Source organism: Agrobacterium bohemicum, from assembly GCF_001562555.1.
GTDB lineage: Bacteria > Pseudomonadota > Alphaproteobacteria > Rhizobiales > Rhizobiaceae > Agrobacterium > Agrobacterium bohemicum.
Genome location: NZ_KQ961040.1, coordinates 11,927 through 27,163 on the forward strand (window position 1 = coordinate 11,927; position 15,237 = coordinate 27,163).

Below are 15,237 nucleotides of genomic sequence, written 5' to 3' on the forward strand. Positions count from 1 at the left end.
TTCTCGGCCTCACGCCATCGGGGGTCAGTCGTGCGGTAGCGCGGCTCGAACAACGCGTCGGCGTCAGATTGTTCGACCGCAATCCGCGTGAGGTTACGCTAACGGAAGAGGGCGCCCGCTTCCATGCCAGGATAATGCCGTTGCTGGCCGGGCTGGAGGAGGCGGCCTCCGAAGCCGCCGGTTCGGCGGCATTCGTTGGCGGGCGGCTCAGGGTTTCGATCGATCCCTGGTTCGCGCGCATGGTGTTGGCGCCGAGGATCGGTGAATTTCTGGCGCGCTATCCGGCTCTGACGCTCGATCTGACCACCAGCAACTATCGCGAAGAGATGATGAGCGGCGCGGATGTCGCAGTGCGGTTCGGTCCGCCGGACGAATCGTCGCTGATCACGCGCAAACTGCTGGACGTACCGGTGCTGACCTGTGCCGCCCCAGCCTATCTCGATCGTCACGGCGTTCCAGCCACGCCCCACGACCTGATGCACCACGATTGCATCCTCTTTCGCGACCCACAGACCGGGCGGCCGTTCACCTGGGAATTCCAGGGGGATAACGGTGCCATCGAGATCAAGGTGGCAGGGCGGTTGGTCATGGACGATCCTTCCGCTGCCGTCGCGGCCTGTCTCGCGGGGCAAGGCATATTCCAGAGCTTTGCCATCGGTCTCGCAGAGTGGCTTGAGAGCGGGGCGCTGACGACGATACTAACGGAATGGTCCGGCGAGCGGTTTCCACTTTACGCCTATCATCCGTCACGCCACATGCCACCGGCGAAGGTGCGGGCTTTTCTGGATTTCGTTCAACGGATCGCGGTGACGTAGCGCGGGGTGCATTCTTGCCGCGTCGCATGATTGGTGTTTACTGGTCGCATGAGCCGACGGGGAGCCGATCATTCCTCGAGCTCACGTGTTTTCCTAACGGCCAACATTGGCCGAAGGAGAACTGAAATGAGTATGCCACCTTCGATCCACCTTCCCGTCCGCAAAGCGCAGATCGTGAAATCGGCGATATGGCCTCCTTGCCTTGGATTCCGACCCGGCACATCGCTGGTTGCGCGAAATGGCGACGACGGTTTGTCGCCAAATAGCTTCATGAATTGGATGGGATGGGGTTGGAGGCAGAGGCGTGACTGAGCAATTCAGGTGCCTGTAATCTAAGGGTCTTCGGTTCTGTTCCCATCAAAGCGTTGATCAATGACGTTTTTCGTCTGGCTAATGGAGCGTGCTATGAAATATCTCAATAAAAAGTGCGACTGAAGGGCACCACGGCAGCGCCCATGGCTGGCGCATCGCTGGAAATTTCGGAGACGATGAATTTTGGACCGGGGCGTTGAATTCCCTATCTAGGCCTATCGAAGATTTTTGTGCGTTCAATCATGATTACGGCCAGATCCCTGGGAATTTGACCGCCACAAACGTTTGCCTATGGTCCAACATGGCGCGGATCGCATTGACCAGACGATTGTAAGTGGGAGTAGTTTCATCTAGCCAATCGGCACCTGCTGGCCAGTGTTGCGCGCCGCGGTGAGGGTGCATGGCATGACGAGGCTGACGGTACGCGGACGCCGCTTTCCGTTCCTGCGCCGACGCTGATTGACGAAATGCATGGTTTCATCCCGCTGCACATGTTTGAGCCAAAACTCCAGATGAAACTCGCTCCCCCGCGTCCTGCGCTTCCCTCGCACCACCACGTGGCGGTGCTCGGCATGGGAATACCGAATGCTTGCAACCGGTGCGATGAGTTTTTGCCTCAATGAGAGCTTGAAGCCATAGGATCATGCCGCGGGCTGATCCACATTGAAGCTGCTGGGTTCGGCGCAGTGGCGACCGGCGAGATTTATAGCCCAACCATGATACACGGCCATCTTCTGCTCGCTCCAGACATGGTGTCATGGAACGCGATTAGAAGGAAACTATCCTAGTCATATTGGAAAGCTGAAGATTTTATCGATGCCATCAGACAAATCGTTGGGAGGGGTTGATGGCTCGGCTCCCATCACGACGAGTAGTTGCGGTTCAGCCGTCGACGCGAAGGGGCTTGATCATCTCGATGCCGAAAAGTCTTTCTATCAGTCATGACGATGCATCCGCTCATTTTGGCGGTGGCCGCGATAATCGTGGTATGCACTGTGCCAGGCTTGCCGGCCAGCCAACTGGGGGGGCGGTCGTGGCCTTCCAACGATCCGCGGGTGGGTTTGTCGTGATAATTTCACATTACGTTGACTGTTGTTTAAGGGGTGGTCGGCATTGATGCCGCGGATTTTACTGCTTCAGAGGTCCGCCCCTTGTTTTTCGCAAATCTTCAAATTTCGCAGCGTGTTATGCTTCTAGCGGTTATGGCTTTTGTTGGCATCCTCGCGATCTGCGCCATCTTTGTCAGCCAGCGCCAGATAGAGCACGGTTATAACACTATTGCTGAAGGGCTCTCTCAAAGAAAAACTGAAGTTGCACACATGTCTGCGATTGTAGGTAACAGCTATCTGTTCGAGCAGACGTTTCTGCTTCAAAAGGACATGGTCGCCACGGAGAAATTTCAGGCGGCCATTGCTCAAGCGCGCGACCTCCTCGCTACTCTTCGAGGCTCCGCGGATCCAGAACATGCAGTCCAGCTCGAACAACTGAGCAGTGGCCTCACGGCGTACGAAGCCGAATTCGCCACACTCGTCAAAGACAACCAGGACCTTGGTCTTGATCAGAACAAGGGTCTGCAGGGCGCAATGCGCTCGGCCGTACATTCGATCGAGGAACGCCTGGAAGCTGTTGAAGACGTAGCCATTCGGGCTAGCATGCTGATGCTTCGCCGGCACGAGAAGGATTTCATGCTGCGCGGGGATGCCGCTTACCTCCAAAAGCACACGGCGGAAGCCGAAACCTTTACAGCGCTCGTCAAACAAGCTTTTCGTCCAGGCGCTCAGCGCATTCGAGTGATGGACGCTCTGGACGTCTATCGGTCCGCGTTCCGCTTCTATGCCGAAGCGAGCCTCAAGGAGGCCCAGACGCAGAAGAATGTTGCTGCGGCCTATCATTCACTTGAGCCACGAGTGCAGGCTGTCGCCGCCGCCTATGAAAGCAATCGAGAAGCTATCCTTGCAGAAAATGCGAGTGTCGCCTCACGCAACCTTATGATCGTTGCTTGTCTGGTGCTGCTCGCTGTCGTTTGCCTCGGCGTGGCCGTGTGGCTGATTGGTCGGTCGATTACGAGGCCGGTCGTCGCCATGACCGACGCGATGCGTATACTCGCTGACGGCCGGGCGGATATTGTCATTCCTTCGCTTGGCTTCCGGAATGAGTTTGGCGCCATGGCTGGTGCGCTCGAGACGTTTCGGGAGGCGGCCATCGCCAACCGCCGTCTGGAGGAGGAAGCAGCTGCAGCGCGTGCTGACGCCGAAGGCGAACGGCTTCGCCTGCAGCATGAGGCAGAAACCGAAGCGCGTGCACGCCTGATGCAGGCCACGGAAAGTCTCGCAGAAGGGCTGCGTCGTTTGGCAAGTGGTGACCTCGCATTCGAGCTTACCGAGCCTTTTGCGCCTGATTTTGAAAATTTGCGCCGAGATATCAACCAGACTGTTGCCCAACTCGCTGACGTCATGACCTCAATCGCCCATACCAGCCATTCTATTGAAGGCGGCACCCGTGAAATCGCAGGAAGCGCCGACGATCTTTCCCGTCGCACCGAACAGCAGGCGGCGTCGCTAGAGGAAACCGCCGCCGCGCTCGAACAGATCACCGCTAATGTCAGCAATTCCTCTCGGCGATCGCAAGAAGCCCATAATATCGCAAGCGAAGCCAATGCTGCTAGTCTGCGCACATCTGTGTTGGTTTCACATGCGCTGGACGCGATGGCCCGTATCGAGACATCTTCGGCACAGATCGGCGGGATCATTGGTGTTATTGACGAAATCGCTTTCCAGACCAATCTCCTCGCACTCAATGCCGGGGTCGAGGCCGCTCGTGCAGGGGAGGCCGGTCGCGGTTTTGCTGTGGTGGCCCATGAGGTGCGTGCTCTTGCTGGCCGATCAGCAGAAGCTGCACGTGAGATCAAGCAACTGATCGAGGCGTCTGACCGGGAAGTTCTGGATGGTGTGCGCTGCGTTCGTAATACCGGTGAAGGTTTGACTGAGATTGCCAACCGCGTGGAAGCAATCACCACAAACGTCGAAGCCATCGCGCTTTCGGCCCGCGAGCAATCAGTCGGCCTCAACGAGATTAATACGGCCGTCAATCTGCTCGATCAAGGAACGCAGCAAAATGCGGCCATGGTCGAGGAAAACAACGCGGCGAGCGCACTTCTCATGAACGAGGCGGGACGTTTGCGAGAGTTGGTCGGCATGTTCCGTCTTCAACAGGAACGAAATAGAGATTTAAACAGCTGTGAGGCCAAAGGCATGGCTCACGCAGCGTGAGGTGGAGCTGAATTGCCATTCCCGGCAGGTATGGAGTTCGGGCATCTGACCTGGCCGTCTAATCTCTCAGGCGTTTGGACGAAATTACCGTGTAGCTAAAGCGTGCGCCCACGGCTGCAGAAAAGCGCAACAAGGATCGGCCACCACAAGAACCCCGATCTTGCGACCTGTGGCCAACTGTCTATCGACGAATTCCATTTTGCTTTGACGGCGGAAATATTAAGGTAATCACCGGGAAAGTGCATACACATTTTATCATTACGGCATCGCCCCGGAAGTATCGTTGCGAGCGATATCGACACCCTCACAACAAGTGGCGATCTCTCACGCTCAGGCCATTTGTAACCTCGCTTGATATTTCTGCTAAGCAACGGAATGCAATGGTGGACACTCTGACCCCGTTCATCAGCCACATATTACCTCTCCCGAGTTTTGGTATGACAGTGACCGCATCGTGCACTCGCGCCGGCAATTCTCAATTACGTCTTGAGACTTAAAGAAATTCTAAGGGTCCTGTAAAAACGAAATCGCGTGTCATCCGTCTTTTTGGTCGATAGCTCATGGGACGTCCTCTGCTTGCAACATTACAAGGTCGTTTGACATGAATCTGTCATAACGCGGATATAAAAAGAATGTCCGGCCCGGTGCGAGCTTTGGAGTTTGAAACATTATCATGCCCATTGCTGCTGCAATTGCGTCCGCTATGGTCGTCTTCCATTTACTGAGTATTGTGATCGCATACCTGCGTCTTTCCAGAACGGAAGAGCATAATGCGCTGTCGCGTGAAAAACCTTCCGTATCGGTGGTGATACCGCTCCGAGGTATTGAGGCATTCAGTTCACTGACGATTGATCGTGCATTTCATCTCGATTGGCCAAACTACGAGCTTATTTTTTGCGTTGCCGACTATGGTGATCCGGTCGTCGCCGAGGTTAAGGCTTTCATGCTGGAACATCAAAAGAGACGTGTAGTCTTGCTTGTGGGAGATGACAAATTCAGCGCCAACCCAAAGCTCAACAACTGCGCAAAAGGGTGGCACATTGCCCAGCATGAATGGGTCATACTCGCCGATTCTAATGTTCTTATGGCACCAGATTACATTTCAAGACTGATATCTGCATGGCAGCCGTTGAGTGGAGTTGTTTGCTCACCTCCACTGGGTACACGGCCACGTGGTTTCTGGGCAGAAGTAGAATGCGCCTTCCTCAACACCTACCAGGCGCGATATCAATATGCGGCAGAGGCTGCAGGAGCGGGGTTCGCGCAGGGCAAATCCATGCTCTGGTACAAGCCTTTCCTCGACGCCAACGGGGGCATTGATGCACTCGGTGCTGAAATTGCGGAGGATGCCGCAGCAACCAAACTTGTCCGTGCCGCCGGACGTTCGGTTCATCTAGTTTCGCAGCCGGTCGAACAGCCGCTTGGTCAGCGCAGTCTGAAAGAGGTCTGGTCCAGGCAGGCTCGCTGGGCGCGGCTCCGACGCGCAACGTTTCCGCAGTTTTATGTGCCTGAGGTCCTCGTTGGGTCTGTACCACCACTCTGCTTGGCGATGGCCGCAGCCGTTTTGTTCGATCTCAACGCCATTAGTTGCGTAATCTTGCTTCTCGCTGTTGCCTCTGCCATGTATGTTCCCGAGCTTGCGCTTGCGCGCTTAAAGGGATGGCCTGTTTCCAGGTATCTGCTACCCGCTTTGATAACTCGCGATCTAATTTTGCCAATGATCTGGTTATGGAGCTGGATGGGGCACTCGGTATCTTGGCGTGGAAACCTGATGACCGTCAAACCCAGTCAAAACCTGTTGAAAACCACTGAAACTTGAAGAAGCATTTGAAACTCTGGCGCATCGCCAATGTTTAACGCGCTTATTTAGGTTCAAAGCACCACGTCATACGCTCTTCGGATTTCTCTTATTGCCGTAGCGGATTGGATGAGAGATTCTCGCTGCGCAGCGCCCGATATCAGTTCTGGATGGCTGATCAGATCCGCGGCGTCAAGAGAAGCAAAATCTAGCTCCGTTTTCGTCGCCAACTCAGTAAGCGATACCTGATAAATTCGAAACGGGTCTAGATCCAATGTCTCAAGGTCGTTTAGCAGATTGTCTTGCGAAAGTATAAAAGCTGCACAACGCAATCTCTCGTCAGTTCCGACGTAAGCAATCATCTTCCAGTAGGCGCGGGGAATGAGGGCACCTCGGTAGGCAATATCATCACTTGCAAAAACCGGGCCGCCTTGTGCCGACAATTTGATTTCCTTAAGGTCGGCCTGCTCAAAGACAAGGTTCTCCAGTCCACCCCACAGGCCTTTCCGTGATGACTGGTTGTAGCGCTCGTGTTGAGGTGCGATATTTGTGAAATAAAAGGAGTCGCGGTTGGCCTGTTCAGCCTCGACAACTGTTCCCCAGCAAAGATCGGCACGTCGTGCGATATGCCCGCGATCAATCCTGTTATCGACGTAGAACTCGTCCCCGAGCTGATATTTTGCATCAATCCTCGGATCAATGGCGAAACCGCGCCTCGGTAAGGCCACCATGCGGGTCCCGTCAATATTCCAGGCCACGTAGCGCGCCATGCGCCGCTTTGTGCTCAGGCAAACCGAAAAATGGGTATAGGGCAGTGTCTGGGCACGTCCAAAGTTGACCGCATCGCGTTTCAACGATGTGGATAATCCAGGTTCAGGAACGGAAAACCCCAGGAATTCTGCATCGTATCCTGTTCGGGGGACGACGGTCGCCATTGCTTCGTGCGCAGATCCGAAATCGACATCCGACTTGAGAACAAAATCCAGTTTTTTCTGGATCGATGCGGGATAACAGGCAAGCGCATGTTCGTCGGAAACACCATCAGTCTCGCCGGCAAAATGCAGACCCGCAAAAATATCCGTGGTCTTGCCATCATCAAAGATTAGCCATGCGGAGCCGGAGTCACCCCCCTTGCTGATCTCTCCATCCGCAGGCATGGCATCCTTGTCCGGCCCTATTTCGAAACCGCCGATCGCCTGCTCTCCCGCAGGCAGACCGTAGTTGATCTTGGCCATGACATCGACACGACGAACAATACCGCGTGTGACTGCCGTAGTACGCCCTGACTTGATGACCGTATCACCGATTGACACCCGGGCCATACGCTTGGGAATGACATCAAGGCCGTACACGGAACGATCAAAATCCCGGTGTCTAATCCTTGCAAGCGCGCAGTCACCCGCTGCACCGATATGGCTGCGCATCAGATCGCCCGCTCCATTGAGCGCCGTATTGTTGTCATCGTAAGGGCCGGGTTGGACAATCGCATCCCCGATATGGCCGCCATTTCCATTGAGGACGTGCCAGTTGGACAAGATGCAAGGTGATCCTGTTGAACGATCAAAAACGATGAGACCGATGGTGCCGGCGCTTTCGGCAATATGAGCGACGCTGACGCCCGGCCTGATCGGGTCGATGCGTTGCTTGCGCAAATCCAGTTGCTCAGCAGTAACAAGCGTGTAGGAGGGGCCGTACGATCTTTCAATGACGTCCGTCGGTACAGGGGTTCCGTCGACATCGATCATCTCGGGAATGCGGGTGGTGGGAAGAGACTCGAGAGCCGATTCCCCTTTCCGACCGACTGTAAATTGCAGGCAGACTGCCCCGTCGCCATTCTTCAGCCCTATGCCGACTGAGGTGATATTGGGGTCTTTTAGATAGTCAGAAGCCTTGGCGCGAATATGTCTGCGCAGATCATCTTCAGTCACAGTGGCAGAGGCTTTTGCGCGACCGGTTGTCTTGCGGACCATGTCATCCTCCCAAAATAAGCACTCCCCTTGAGGGAGGACGAAGCTCCCCTGAGATCGTCGTAGAGATAAAGTCACGTTAGGAGTCACGTATTTCAAACCGATGACACCCTGCAAATATTGAGGCGTGCTGTTGGTGGAAAAATGATAATTCGCCAAGTCCGGTATTTTAGCAATAGTGAGAGCAGCGCTGCACCATCTTCTCCACACTACCCCGACGGCGCGGCACGCAGATGAGATGGCATGCGCAGCTACCGGCGGGCGCCGGGTCTGCGTCCCGTGCGTTGCGGGCAAGATCGTGAAGTGCCTTCTCTTCCTCATAGCTGTGAAGGCCGCCAGATCGACGGATGGCGGCATTCGGATGACGAACTTCTCGGCGACAACGACGGCGTCGGTATAGCCGCCGAAGGTGCGGTCGCCGCTGATCCTGGCATTACTCCGGCAACCAGACCTTACTATTTAGTCTAGGAAAAGCGATTGGGGGAGGGGTTTTGAGACGTGACATCTCCTAAATTCGGCCTTCGCTTTCACTGAAACAAATATCGGTTGGTGTGGTACCAGTCCACCGCCTGAATGCCCGCCGGAAATTGTGAGAGTCCCTGAAGCCGACCAGTTGCCCAATGGTTTCAATTGGAAGTGTCGACGTACTGAGCAGCGCCAAAGCGCGCTCTTTACGTAGCATGTCTTGTACCGCCTGAAACGTTTGCCTTCTTCGGAAAGCCGACGGCGTAACGGTCCTCAAAGTCGAAATAGGTGGAAAGTTGATCGATGATGTCGGACGGTTCGCCGAGATCTCGGAGCCGAGAAGAGCGTCGAGGTCCGTCGGCAGAATTTCCAGTTTCAGTTCAATTTCCGTCGTCGTGGCACCTGTTTGCTATCCGTATTGATAACGCTCGTGATATCTGTGCGGTTTCATGCGTTTCATTATCACATTACAACAGTCGCGCATCGACCGACGGCCGCACCCGCGCCCCGGTTTGCCACAGCCCATCAGAGGATAACATATTGCAGGATGGTTCAAAAGACAGCTCGCCATTGGCTTCTCAGCGTGACGATGTCCTACAAGCCGGGGCCATATGCATGCGGCGTACGAAGTCGGGTACAGTGCGAGTGCTCTTGGTCGGCAGTCGGCGAAGTGGCCGATGGGGGTTGCCCAAGGGCCACATCGAAGCAGGTCAAACGCCGCAGCGCAGCGTGAAGCCTTCGAGGAGGCTGGAGTGCGCGGCAGCGCCGTCGAGGCGCCGTTTGGAAGCTTCACCTATACGAAAGACAGCAGTGCCAGGCTTTTTTACGTGACCGTTCACCTCCTTGAAACCCAATTGGTGGCGAGATCCTATCCCGAGAAAGCTGCTCGAAAAAAGCGGTGGTTCTCGCTCGAAGACGTAGCGAAGCAAGTTAGCCAGGCTGGCCTCCGAGAACTTCTTTACCAGCTGGCTCAATCCAACGCGCCGGGTTCAATCGGTAAACACTGACTGGCACGGTTCGAGGTCAGTAGGTCGAGACCTGGTCGCCAACGGCCTTCCTAGAGGAGCGCTTACCCTTCTTCGGTGCTTTGATCGCAACGGTGTCCGGCTCGTCGATATCATCCATGGACGAAGGATCGAGACGATGCTTGATGGCAAGTGCGTAGATTGTGTGAAGGATATTGGAATCCTTCAGGTCGGGATCGCTCAGTGCCAGCAGTGATGCCTTAACGATTTTCTTGCTCGTTGCCTTGCGACACTCTTCGACGACATGTTGATAAAGCGCTTTGTCGGTCAGGCCAGCCTGAGCGCCTTCTACGAGCGCGTGATAGATCTTTTTGGTTTTGTCCGGCATTCACAGTTTTCCTTTTTCCTTCACCGCACTCAATGTCATTTAACTGTCACAATCAAGATATGCGTAAATCCTGGTGGTTTGGCTCGAATCCGCGTCGCTATACGACCAGGTTGCATGTGCATAAGTTGGGTTTACGCGCGAAACTCCTATGGGCCCACCGTCCTCCTCACAGCTCTTTCGGGAGCTGCCTTTATCATGTCCTCTCGATACGCCGTCGAGGAGCGTGTCGCGGTACAGGAGCATTTGAAGCTGGACACTCTCGCCGAGGAGCTGGCATTGGGCGCGGAGGTGAGGAGCGACGAGGCGAGACTGTACGTGATGTGCGGCGAGGATCGCCACTTACAAGCCTTTCATACGGAAGAACATTCGGAGCAGGGTCGTGATGCCGCTGCGACAAAACTTGCCGCGCAGGGATTACCGGTCGTTGAAGCTGAAGCGCTGAGAAAGCTGGTGATCAACGCTGAAGAACTCGATAAAATCGAAGCCGCCGCAGTCGAGGCTTTTCAGGCGGGCGACAGGGCTACGGCCCAGGCGCAGTTATTTAGGCCGGAGCATGAGCGGGCGCGACGGGCACTTCTGGACACCGTCAGCCACTTTCTGACATGACGCGCGGCGCGTAGTGCATCGCAGCTTGAAGCAGCACAAGCGCGCAGCGACCAGTGGAACCTCGTGGCCAAGATCATGCTAGGGCTTACCGGGGCATTGTTTCTCGGAGTGCTTTATTTCATCTTGCGGCGGCGGGTTACGATGCCGTGAATGCGCATGACGGGAATTGTCGGCAGGTTGGCCAATGGCAAAGCGAAAGCTTCTCAAAGACCAAGATCGACGGAAGCTTGTCGACATATTCGATCAGGACACTGTCCTCGACATCCATGAAAACTTTACCGACACAGGCGGCGCGAGTGATCCGGGACGATCTGCTCCATCTCGCGGCGTCGATCACGACGCGGTCCGTGGTGCCGTCTATCGAGGGCAATCGTCAGGCCCCCCGCGTTGTTTGCTAGAAAGGCATGAAGAGGTATCGGGCAACTCGCCAGATGTGCCGCAGTAGTCCCGGACCACTCGCCCGGCCTTCATCGATAATTGCCGTCCCGCTGACCGAGTTTCCGACGACAGACGGGTCGTTGAACCACATGCCGGAAAATGACATCTCCTGCCCAAGCGTAAACTCGGTCCGCCGATCCCAGCAGAGCAGACTTACTGGAGGTACGGAGAGGTTTCGCGTAAGCGCTCGAGTCTGTTGGCCCTCGGACGTCAAAACCACATAGCCTGGCCCTGTGGCTACCGAGTAGAACGATCCGAGACCAAGCAGGTGAGTAGCGACGTGTGCGGTATAAACGGAACTGAGGCCGACGCTGCTTGAGAAAGCCAGAAGATCAGACATCCGAAAAACGAGTTCTTGCCCTTCAGCAAGATCGATCAGAACCAATTTCAAGTCGCCTGGGCTCGAAATCGTGGGGTGATGGACTGCTGGAATCGCGCTGTTGACGGTTATCCTTGTCATTAGATATTTGCCAACGGCAAACCGCGAAAAGAAGAGCGAAAACGGTTTGGGAACCGAGGTCCTCATGTGAGTACCAGCTCCGACTCGCATAGCCTGAAACACCACGTACCAATCGGTCGCTATTCCGCTCGTTACTGGATCGGTAGCAAGATTGATCTGGTGATGAGTGCCAAAAGAGATCGCCGATGGCGCGGCGGTACTTCTCTCAAGCCGAAATCCCAAGGCACTTCGGGGACCGAAACGGGGAGAATGTACACTGTCGAAAAGCAATCGGCCGAGCACGAGATTAAGGCCGCCGACAATACCAGCAGCCAAAATGATATAGGTTATGTAAGAGAGGATACCAGACAGCAGGAAGAGGTATTTCGCTGTCGTCCGGAAATCATCAAATATCTCGTGAATAGTTTCCGGCCCAGCGGCCTTAGCGTCAGCCGTTGCAGTTGCTGCATCTGCATTGAATTTGTCAGCTTTCGCCTTCGCTCTTGACACCGTATTGGCCTGAGCCCGGTTGAAAGCCGCCTGCGCTCCCTCCTCAACTGCAGAGATTATCGATCTGCAGAGGCCACCTAACGATATGGGCGCGCGTAGAACCCGAAAGTTTGCATTCCGGCATGCATGACCTTCGTCGATATCTCCCGGACGAAACCGCTCCATTTCATTATGTACAACCCCGGGAAATTTGCTGGCGGCATCGGTCGAGAGAGCGGTCCCGGTCGAAAGGCTTTCCAGGAACGCCGCTGTGCCGACACGCTCCCTCTCGTCGATTGTGAAATAGACGTCCCTTTGAAGTTTCGATCCCTTTTGAGCATCTTCGCCCGGGGCGCTCTGGATTACACCGGAATCATATACAGCTTCTAAGAGTTTGGATTGGACCGCATGGTTGATGAAAATGCCGATGATAACAAGAGCGACAGTCGGCAACCAGAAAGCAGAGACAAGCTTCATGAGTCTTGCGATCGGTAACTGCTTTCGCAGCTTGAACAGTTGAGCCCGTTCATTCGAGTGGTCGATCACGAGTTGAACGGCGTAGTTAGTGACAAATAGCATCAATGCGAAAGCAAGTGCCCCACCCACGGCAAAATATGCGTCCCCTGTCTCCATGCCCACAAGTACTCCGGCGGCAACGCAAAGCATGGCATACGCAACCAGCTTCACCCGGGCCGTCGTGAGCATTGTTACGATCGTGAAGAAGGAGAGGATGCCAATAAGGGGTAGAGGCACATTGACTACAAAAAGTCCGGCCGAGGAGGCCAATGGCCCCATCGAGGCGACGACGCCGGCACCCGCCCATTTTCTACAAAGAATATAGGCTGCAAATATGTAGAACAGAATTGGTATTGATAAAAGCGCCGCGACCCGGAGACTCCATTCCCCAAGTCCACCTTCAAGAGAAGTGCTGCCGATCTGGACCAGAATTGCGATTGATAATACCGAGAACGAAATTATACCACTATACCTTTTCCACATATTGAAAATCCCGCCCCAATAGTACTGTCTGCAAAGTGTAATTAATACGTGATCTCTCTTTCGCTGCAAGTGATCTCGTCTCTGTACGGGCGGTTAGCTAAGGCAGATATGCGAACTACCAAAATCCCCCCCCTCCCCCGGCTGAGGCGTAACCGTGGTAGGTCGAGAACATGGGCTATCGCACCACATGATTTCGTAAACCATTGAAGAAATTATGGAAATCAGAAGTACGGTCGCTGGCCGTTAGTTCGAATCCGTTCAAGGCGGTGGCTTTCGTTTTGGCGTCCTCTCATCCTGAATGGGCTGACGCGGGCGGGATCGGGCAGGGCGGGCGCAAGCCGCAACTAAGCTCAATTCGGCGTACGGACACAAATCGCGAGGAGCGATAAAGAAATGAAGGACTGGGACCTCTCTGAAATTCGGCGGGCGTTAGCGCCCTCCGGAGGGCTGCGGACAACAATCAACTGCGGCAATCCGATACTCGCAAGGCACGAGCAGACGACACGCGAAGTTTCCGGCATGTCGGTCGATCTCGCGCGGAAGCTCGCCGAGGAAATTTCCGTCCCGCTTGACCTCGTAGTCGTTGAGTCTGCAGGCAAGGCGGTCGCGGCGGTAGAACGCGGCGATGCCGACGTCGGCTTCTTCGCGCGCGATCCTGACAGAGCCGGCCTCATTGCCTTTACCGAGCCCTACGTCCTTATCGAAGGCTGCTATCTCGTCCGCGAAGGGGCGTCCATTAGTACCATCGATCAGGTGGACGAGACGGGCAACAGGATCATGGTCGGGAAAGGAAGCGCTTATGACTTGTTCCTGTCTCGCCACATCGTCCACGCCACTGTCGAACGGGTGCCGACCTCTCCAGCAGTCGTCCAGGCATTTCTGGACGCAGGGCAGGCGTTGCTGCCGGCGCGCGTCAGCAGCTTGAGAAAGATGCGGCCTCCATCGGAGGCCTTAGGATCATTCCCGGCAGGTTTATGGTGATCGAACAAGCCATGGGTGTGGCGAGGAGGCAAGGAACCATTGCCGAAGCCTTTCTCGCAGCGTTCGTCGAACGATTGAAGTTGGACGAGTTCGTGGAGCGCGCGTTAAAGCGGCATCGGGTGGAAGGAGTGGCCGTCGCCACAGTCGCCCGCTTTTAAATAGACATGCCGAGAGGAATATCATCAAGACAACCGCTCGTCTGCCACTTTATCCGATTGGCTCGTCCCTGAAAGCTACCTACCGGCTTGTTCAGCCGGCGGCGACGCATACTATCTCTTGTAAGATCTGAACCGGAGCATAGCCATGGATCAACACGACGCGGCTCATATGCTGTCGAACGTCTGCATCGAGATTTTTCCGCCCGACCGCGACGAGGTGTGCACGTTGGATGCGGCGACCTGTCCGTGTTGTCAAAAGCTGCGTCCGGCGTCGAGCATGGATGACGATGGCTGCGGGATCTGCGACGAATGTCTGGCACCATGAACGGGGATCGTCAAACACCGCCCGCTGTTCCGGCCACGTTCGAATACGCGCTTGCCAGATTGTCAGACGGCTATGTTGACGGAAATTTTAGCGGTCGACCATGGGGCGTCACAGTCAAGCGGTCGGAGGATGGCAAACGGATCTGGCTTTATGGCGAAGCGCTTGCCGGAACTGATATCGTCAGCTTCAACCTCTATCGATTGGCTGGATCGAGAATGATCCTGAAGCCATGCGAAATGTCCTCCACCAAGGTGATCGATTTCGTTCTTGGTTTCGAGCCCAGCACCCGAGAACGCTGCGGCTCGATGACAATGACCGAAAAATAAGCACGGACTCCATCTTGCGTTGCAACACGAGCATGGCTGTATTGCGATCTGAACGCTAGCCCTTCAGGCAGCCTTTGGTATCTTCAAAACATCGAAGCGATGCACCTCCTCCCGCAGAGCTTCGTGTTTCAGGCGACCCGTTCCTCCTCCCAAGGGGCGCCCCTGACGGAACAGCGACACTCCTCCTCCCAGCCGTTGTTCAATCTTTCGAAAAGCCCGGAATTTAGCCTTCAAAGCAGAACGCCCTGTTCCAGCGGCTCTCCGGATTTGAAGACGATCGTGGATCCATATGGTTCGCGGGACGTGATGATCAGCGCGTCATTCGGTAACGGATGGGCCAGCCCCTTGCCTCATCCCAAGGCGCCCGCATCCATATGTCGGTCTCTTCCTTCGTCAGCAACAGGACCGGCATAGCCTTTTCAGATCGTGTCCCGCAGCGTGGTGTAGCTTATGACATCCACGGCGTATTCCGGGCTTGGCCGGATGATTGTCAGCGT

General features: G+C 55.3%; 13 protein-coding genes and 2 pseudogenes. 10 read left to right on the forward strand and 5 right to left on the reverse strand.

Annotated features, from left to right (window positions below):
• The 3 genes from ATO67_RS21915 to ATO67_RS21925 all read left to right on the forward strand — a co-directional run.
• Window positions 1-815 (forward strand): LysR family transcriptional regulator (locus ATO67_RS21915; protein WP_245304065.1); only part of this gene is annotated, 815 nt, incomplete at its 5' end.
• Between the two features lie 1,415 nt (window positions 816-2,230).
• A complete protein-coding gene (locus tag ATO67_RS21920) occupies window positions 2,231-4,396 on the forward strand; it encodes a methyl-accepting chemotaxis protein (protein ID WP_245304066.1) in 2,166 nt (721 codons plus the stop codon).
• A 670-nt stretch (window positions 4,397-5,066) separates the two neighbouring features.
• Window positions 5,067-6,215: a glycosyltransferase gene (locus ATO67_RS21925; protein ID WP_425352244.1), complete on the forward strand. Its 1,149-nt coding sequence runs from the start codon at window positions 5,067-5,069 to the stop codon at window positions 6,213-6,215.
• Window positions 6,216-6,268: 53 nt separating this feature from the next.
• On the opposite strand, the gene ATO67_RS21930 is transcribed toward ATO67_RS21925, so the two are convergent.
• Window positions 6,269-8,518, reverse strand: coding sequence for a DNA/RNA non-specific endonuclease (locus ATO67_RS21930; protein WP_106405007.1), 2,250 nt, complete (start codon window positions 8,516-8,518; stop codon window positions 6,269-6,271).
• Between the two features lie 151 nt (window positions 8,519-8,669).
• Window positions 8,670-8,843 carry a helix-turn-helix domain-containing protein gene (locus tag ATO67_RS23945; protein ID WP_082760389.1) on the reverse strand — a complete coding sequence of 58 codons (174 nt, stop codon included), beginning with the start codon at window positions 8,841-8,843 and terminating at the stop codon, window positions 8,670-8,672.
• 535 nt (window positions 8,844-9,378) lie between these two features.
• On the opposite strand from ATO67_RS23945, the gene ATO67_RS23825 reads away from it, so the two are divergent.
• The gene (locus ATO67_RS23825) at window positions 9,379-9,633 is read left to right on the forward strand and encodes an NUDIX hydrolase (RefSeq protein ID WP_342585734.1); all 255 of its coding nucleotides are present in this window, start codon (window positions 9,379-9,381) and stop codon (window positions 9,631-9,633) included.
• 16 nt (window positions 9,634-9,649) lie between these two features.
• On the opposite strand, the gene ATO67_RS21945 is transcribed toward ATO67_RS23825, so the two are convergent.
• Window positions 9,650-9,979 (reverse strand): hypothetical protein, encoded by a 330-nt coding sequence (locus tag ATO67_RS21945; RefSeq protein ID WP_067653977.1) that lies wholly within the window; start codon window positions 9,977-9,979, stop codon window positions 9,650-9,652.
• A 195-nt stretch (window positions 9,980-10,174) separates the two neighbouring features.
• Between ATO67_RS21945 and ATO67_RS21950 the strand changes: the two genes are divergently transcribed.
• Together ATO67_RS21950 and ATO67_RS23950 are read left to right on the forward strand one after the other, a co-directional pair.
• Complete coding sequence (locus ATO67_RS21950) at window positions 10,175-10,585, forward strand: hypothetical protein (RefSeq protein WP_067653979.1); 411 nt, start codon at window positions 10,175-10,177, stop codon at window positions 10,583-10,585.
• A 166-nt stretch (window positions 10,586-10,751) separates the two neighbouring features.
• Window positions 10,752-10,947: pseudogene (locus tag ATO67_RS23950) on the forward strand (hypothetical protein); the annotation flags it as partial.
• A 32-nt stretch (window positions 10,948-10,979) separates the two neighbouring features.
• Here ATO67_RS23950 and ATO67_RS21955 read toward each other — a convergent pair.
• Window positions 10,980-12,950, reverse strand: a complete 1,971-nt coding sequence (locus ATO67_RS21955; protein WP_067653981.1) for an AIM24 family protein — start codon at window positions 12,948-12,950, stop codon at window positions 10,980-10,982.
• A gap of 393 nt (window positions 12,951-13,343) precedes the next feature.
• Between ATO67_RS21955 and ATO67_RS21960 the strand changes: the two genes are divergently transcribed.
• From ATO67_RS21960 to ATO67_RS21965, 4 genes are all read left to right on the forward strand, one after another.
• Window positions 13,344-13,931, forward strand: coding sequence for a transporter substrate-binding domain-containing protein (locus ATO67_RS21960; protein ID WP_210176176.1), 588 nt, complete (start codon window positions 13,344-13,346; stop codon window positions 13,929-13,931).
• Entirely contained in the window at window positions 13,925-14,089 is a 165-nt protein-coding gene (locus tag ATO67_RS23400; RefSeq protein WP_210176178.1) for a hypothetical protein, read from the forward strand. The genes ATO67_RS21960 and ATO67_RS23400 overlap by 7 nt, the downstream gene beginning before the upstream one ends.
• Before the next feature lie 145 nt (window positions 14,090-14,234).
• Window positions 14,235-14,414 carry a hypothetical protein gene (locus ATO67_RS22730; protein ID WP_103086629.1) on the forward strand — a complete coding sequence of 60 codons (180 nt, stop codon included), beginning with the start codon at window positions 14,235-14,237 and terminating at the stop codon, window positions 14,412-14,414.
• A complete protein-coding gene (locus ATO67_RS21965; RefSeq protein ID WP_067653986.1) occupies window positions 14,399-14,740 on the forward strand; it encodes a hypothetical protein in 342 nt (113 codons plus the stop codon). Before ATO67_RS22730 ends, ATO67_RS21965 begins: the two co-directional genes overlap by 16 nt.
• A 230-nt stretch (window positions 14,741-14,970) precedes the next feature.
• On the opposite strand, the pseudogene ATO67_RS22735 reads toward ATO67_RS21965, so the two are convergent.
• Window positions 14,971-15,161 (reverse strand): annotated as a pseudogene (locus tag ATO67_RS22735) (SOS response-associated peptidase); the annotation flags it as partial.
• Window positions 15,162-15,237: the final 76 nt, after the last annotated feature.

Excerpts from the sequence above, each read along its gene's own strand:
- ATO67_RS21945 (WP_067653977.1), bottom strand. The coding sequence starts at position 9,979 with ATGCCGGACAAAACCAAAAAGATCTATCACGCGCTCGTAGAAGGCGCT.
- ATO67_RS21930 (WP_106405007.1), bottom strand. The coding sequence starts at position 8,518 with ATGCCGCCATCCGTCGATCTGGCGGCCTTCACAGCTATGAGGAAGAGA.
- ATO67_RS23400 (WP_210176178.1), top strand. The coding sequence starts at position 13,925 with ATGGTGATCGAACAAGCCATGGGTGTGGCGAGGAGGCAAGGAACCATT.
- ATO67_RS21950 (WP_067653979.1), top strand. The coding sequence starts at position 10,175 with ATGTCCTCTCGATACGCCGTCGAGGAGCGTGTCGCGGTACAGGAGCAT.
- ATO67_RS21960 (WP_210176176.1), top strand. The coding sequence starts at position 13,344 with ATGAAGGACTGGGACCTCTCTGAAATTCGGCGGGCGTTAGCGCCCTCC.
- ATO67_RS22730 (WP_103086629.1), top strand. The coding sequence starts at position 14,235 with ATGGATCAACACGACGCGGCTCATATGCTGTCGAACGTCTGCATCGAG.
- ATO67_RS23945 (WP_082760389.1), bottom strand. The coding sequence starts at position 8,843 with ATGCTACGTAAAGAGCGCGCTTTGGCGCTGCTCAGTACGTCGACACTT.
- ATO67_RS21965 (WP_067653986.1), top strand. The coding sequence starts at position 14,399 with ATGTCTGGCACCATGAACGGGGATCGTCAAACACCGCCCGCTGTTCCG.
- ATO67_RS21955 (WP_067653981.1), bottom strand. The coding sequence starts at position 12,950 with ATGTGGAAAAGGTATAGTGGTATAATTTCGTTCTCGGTATTATCAATC.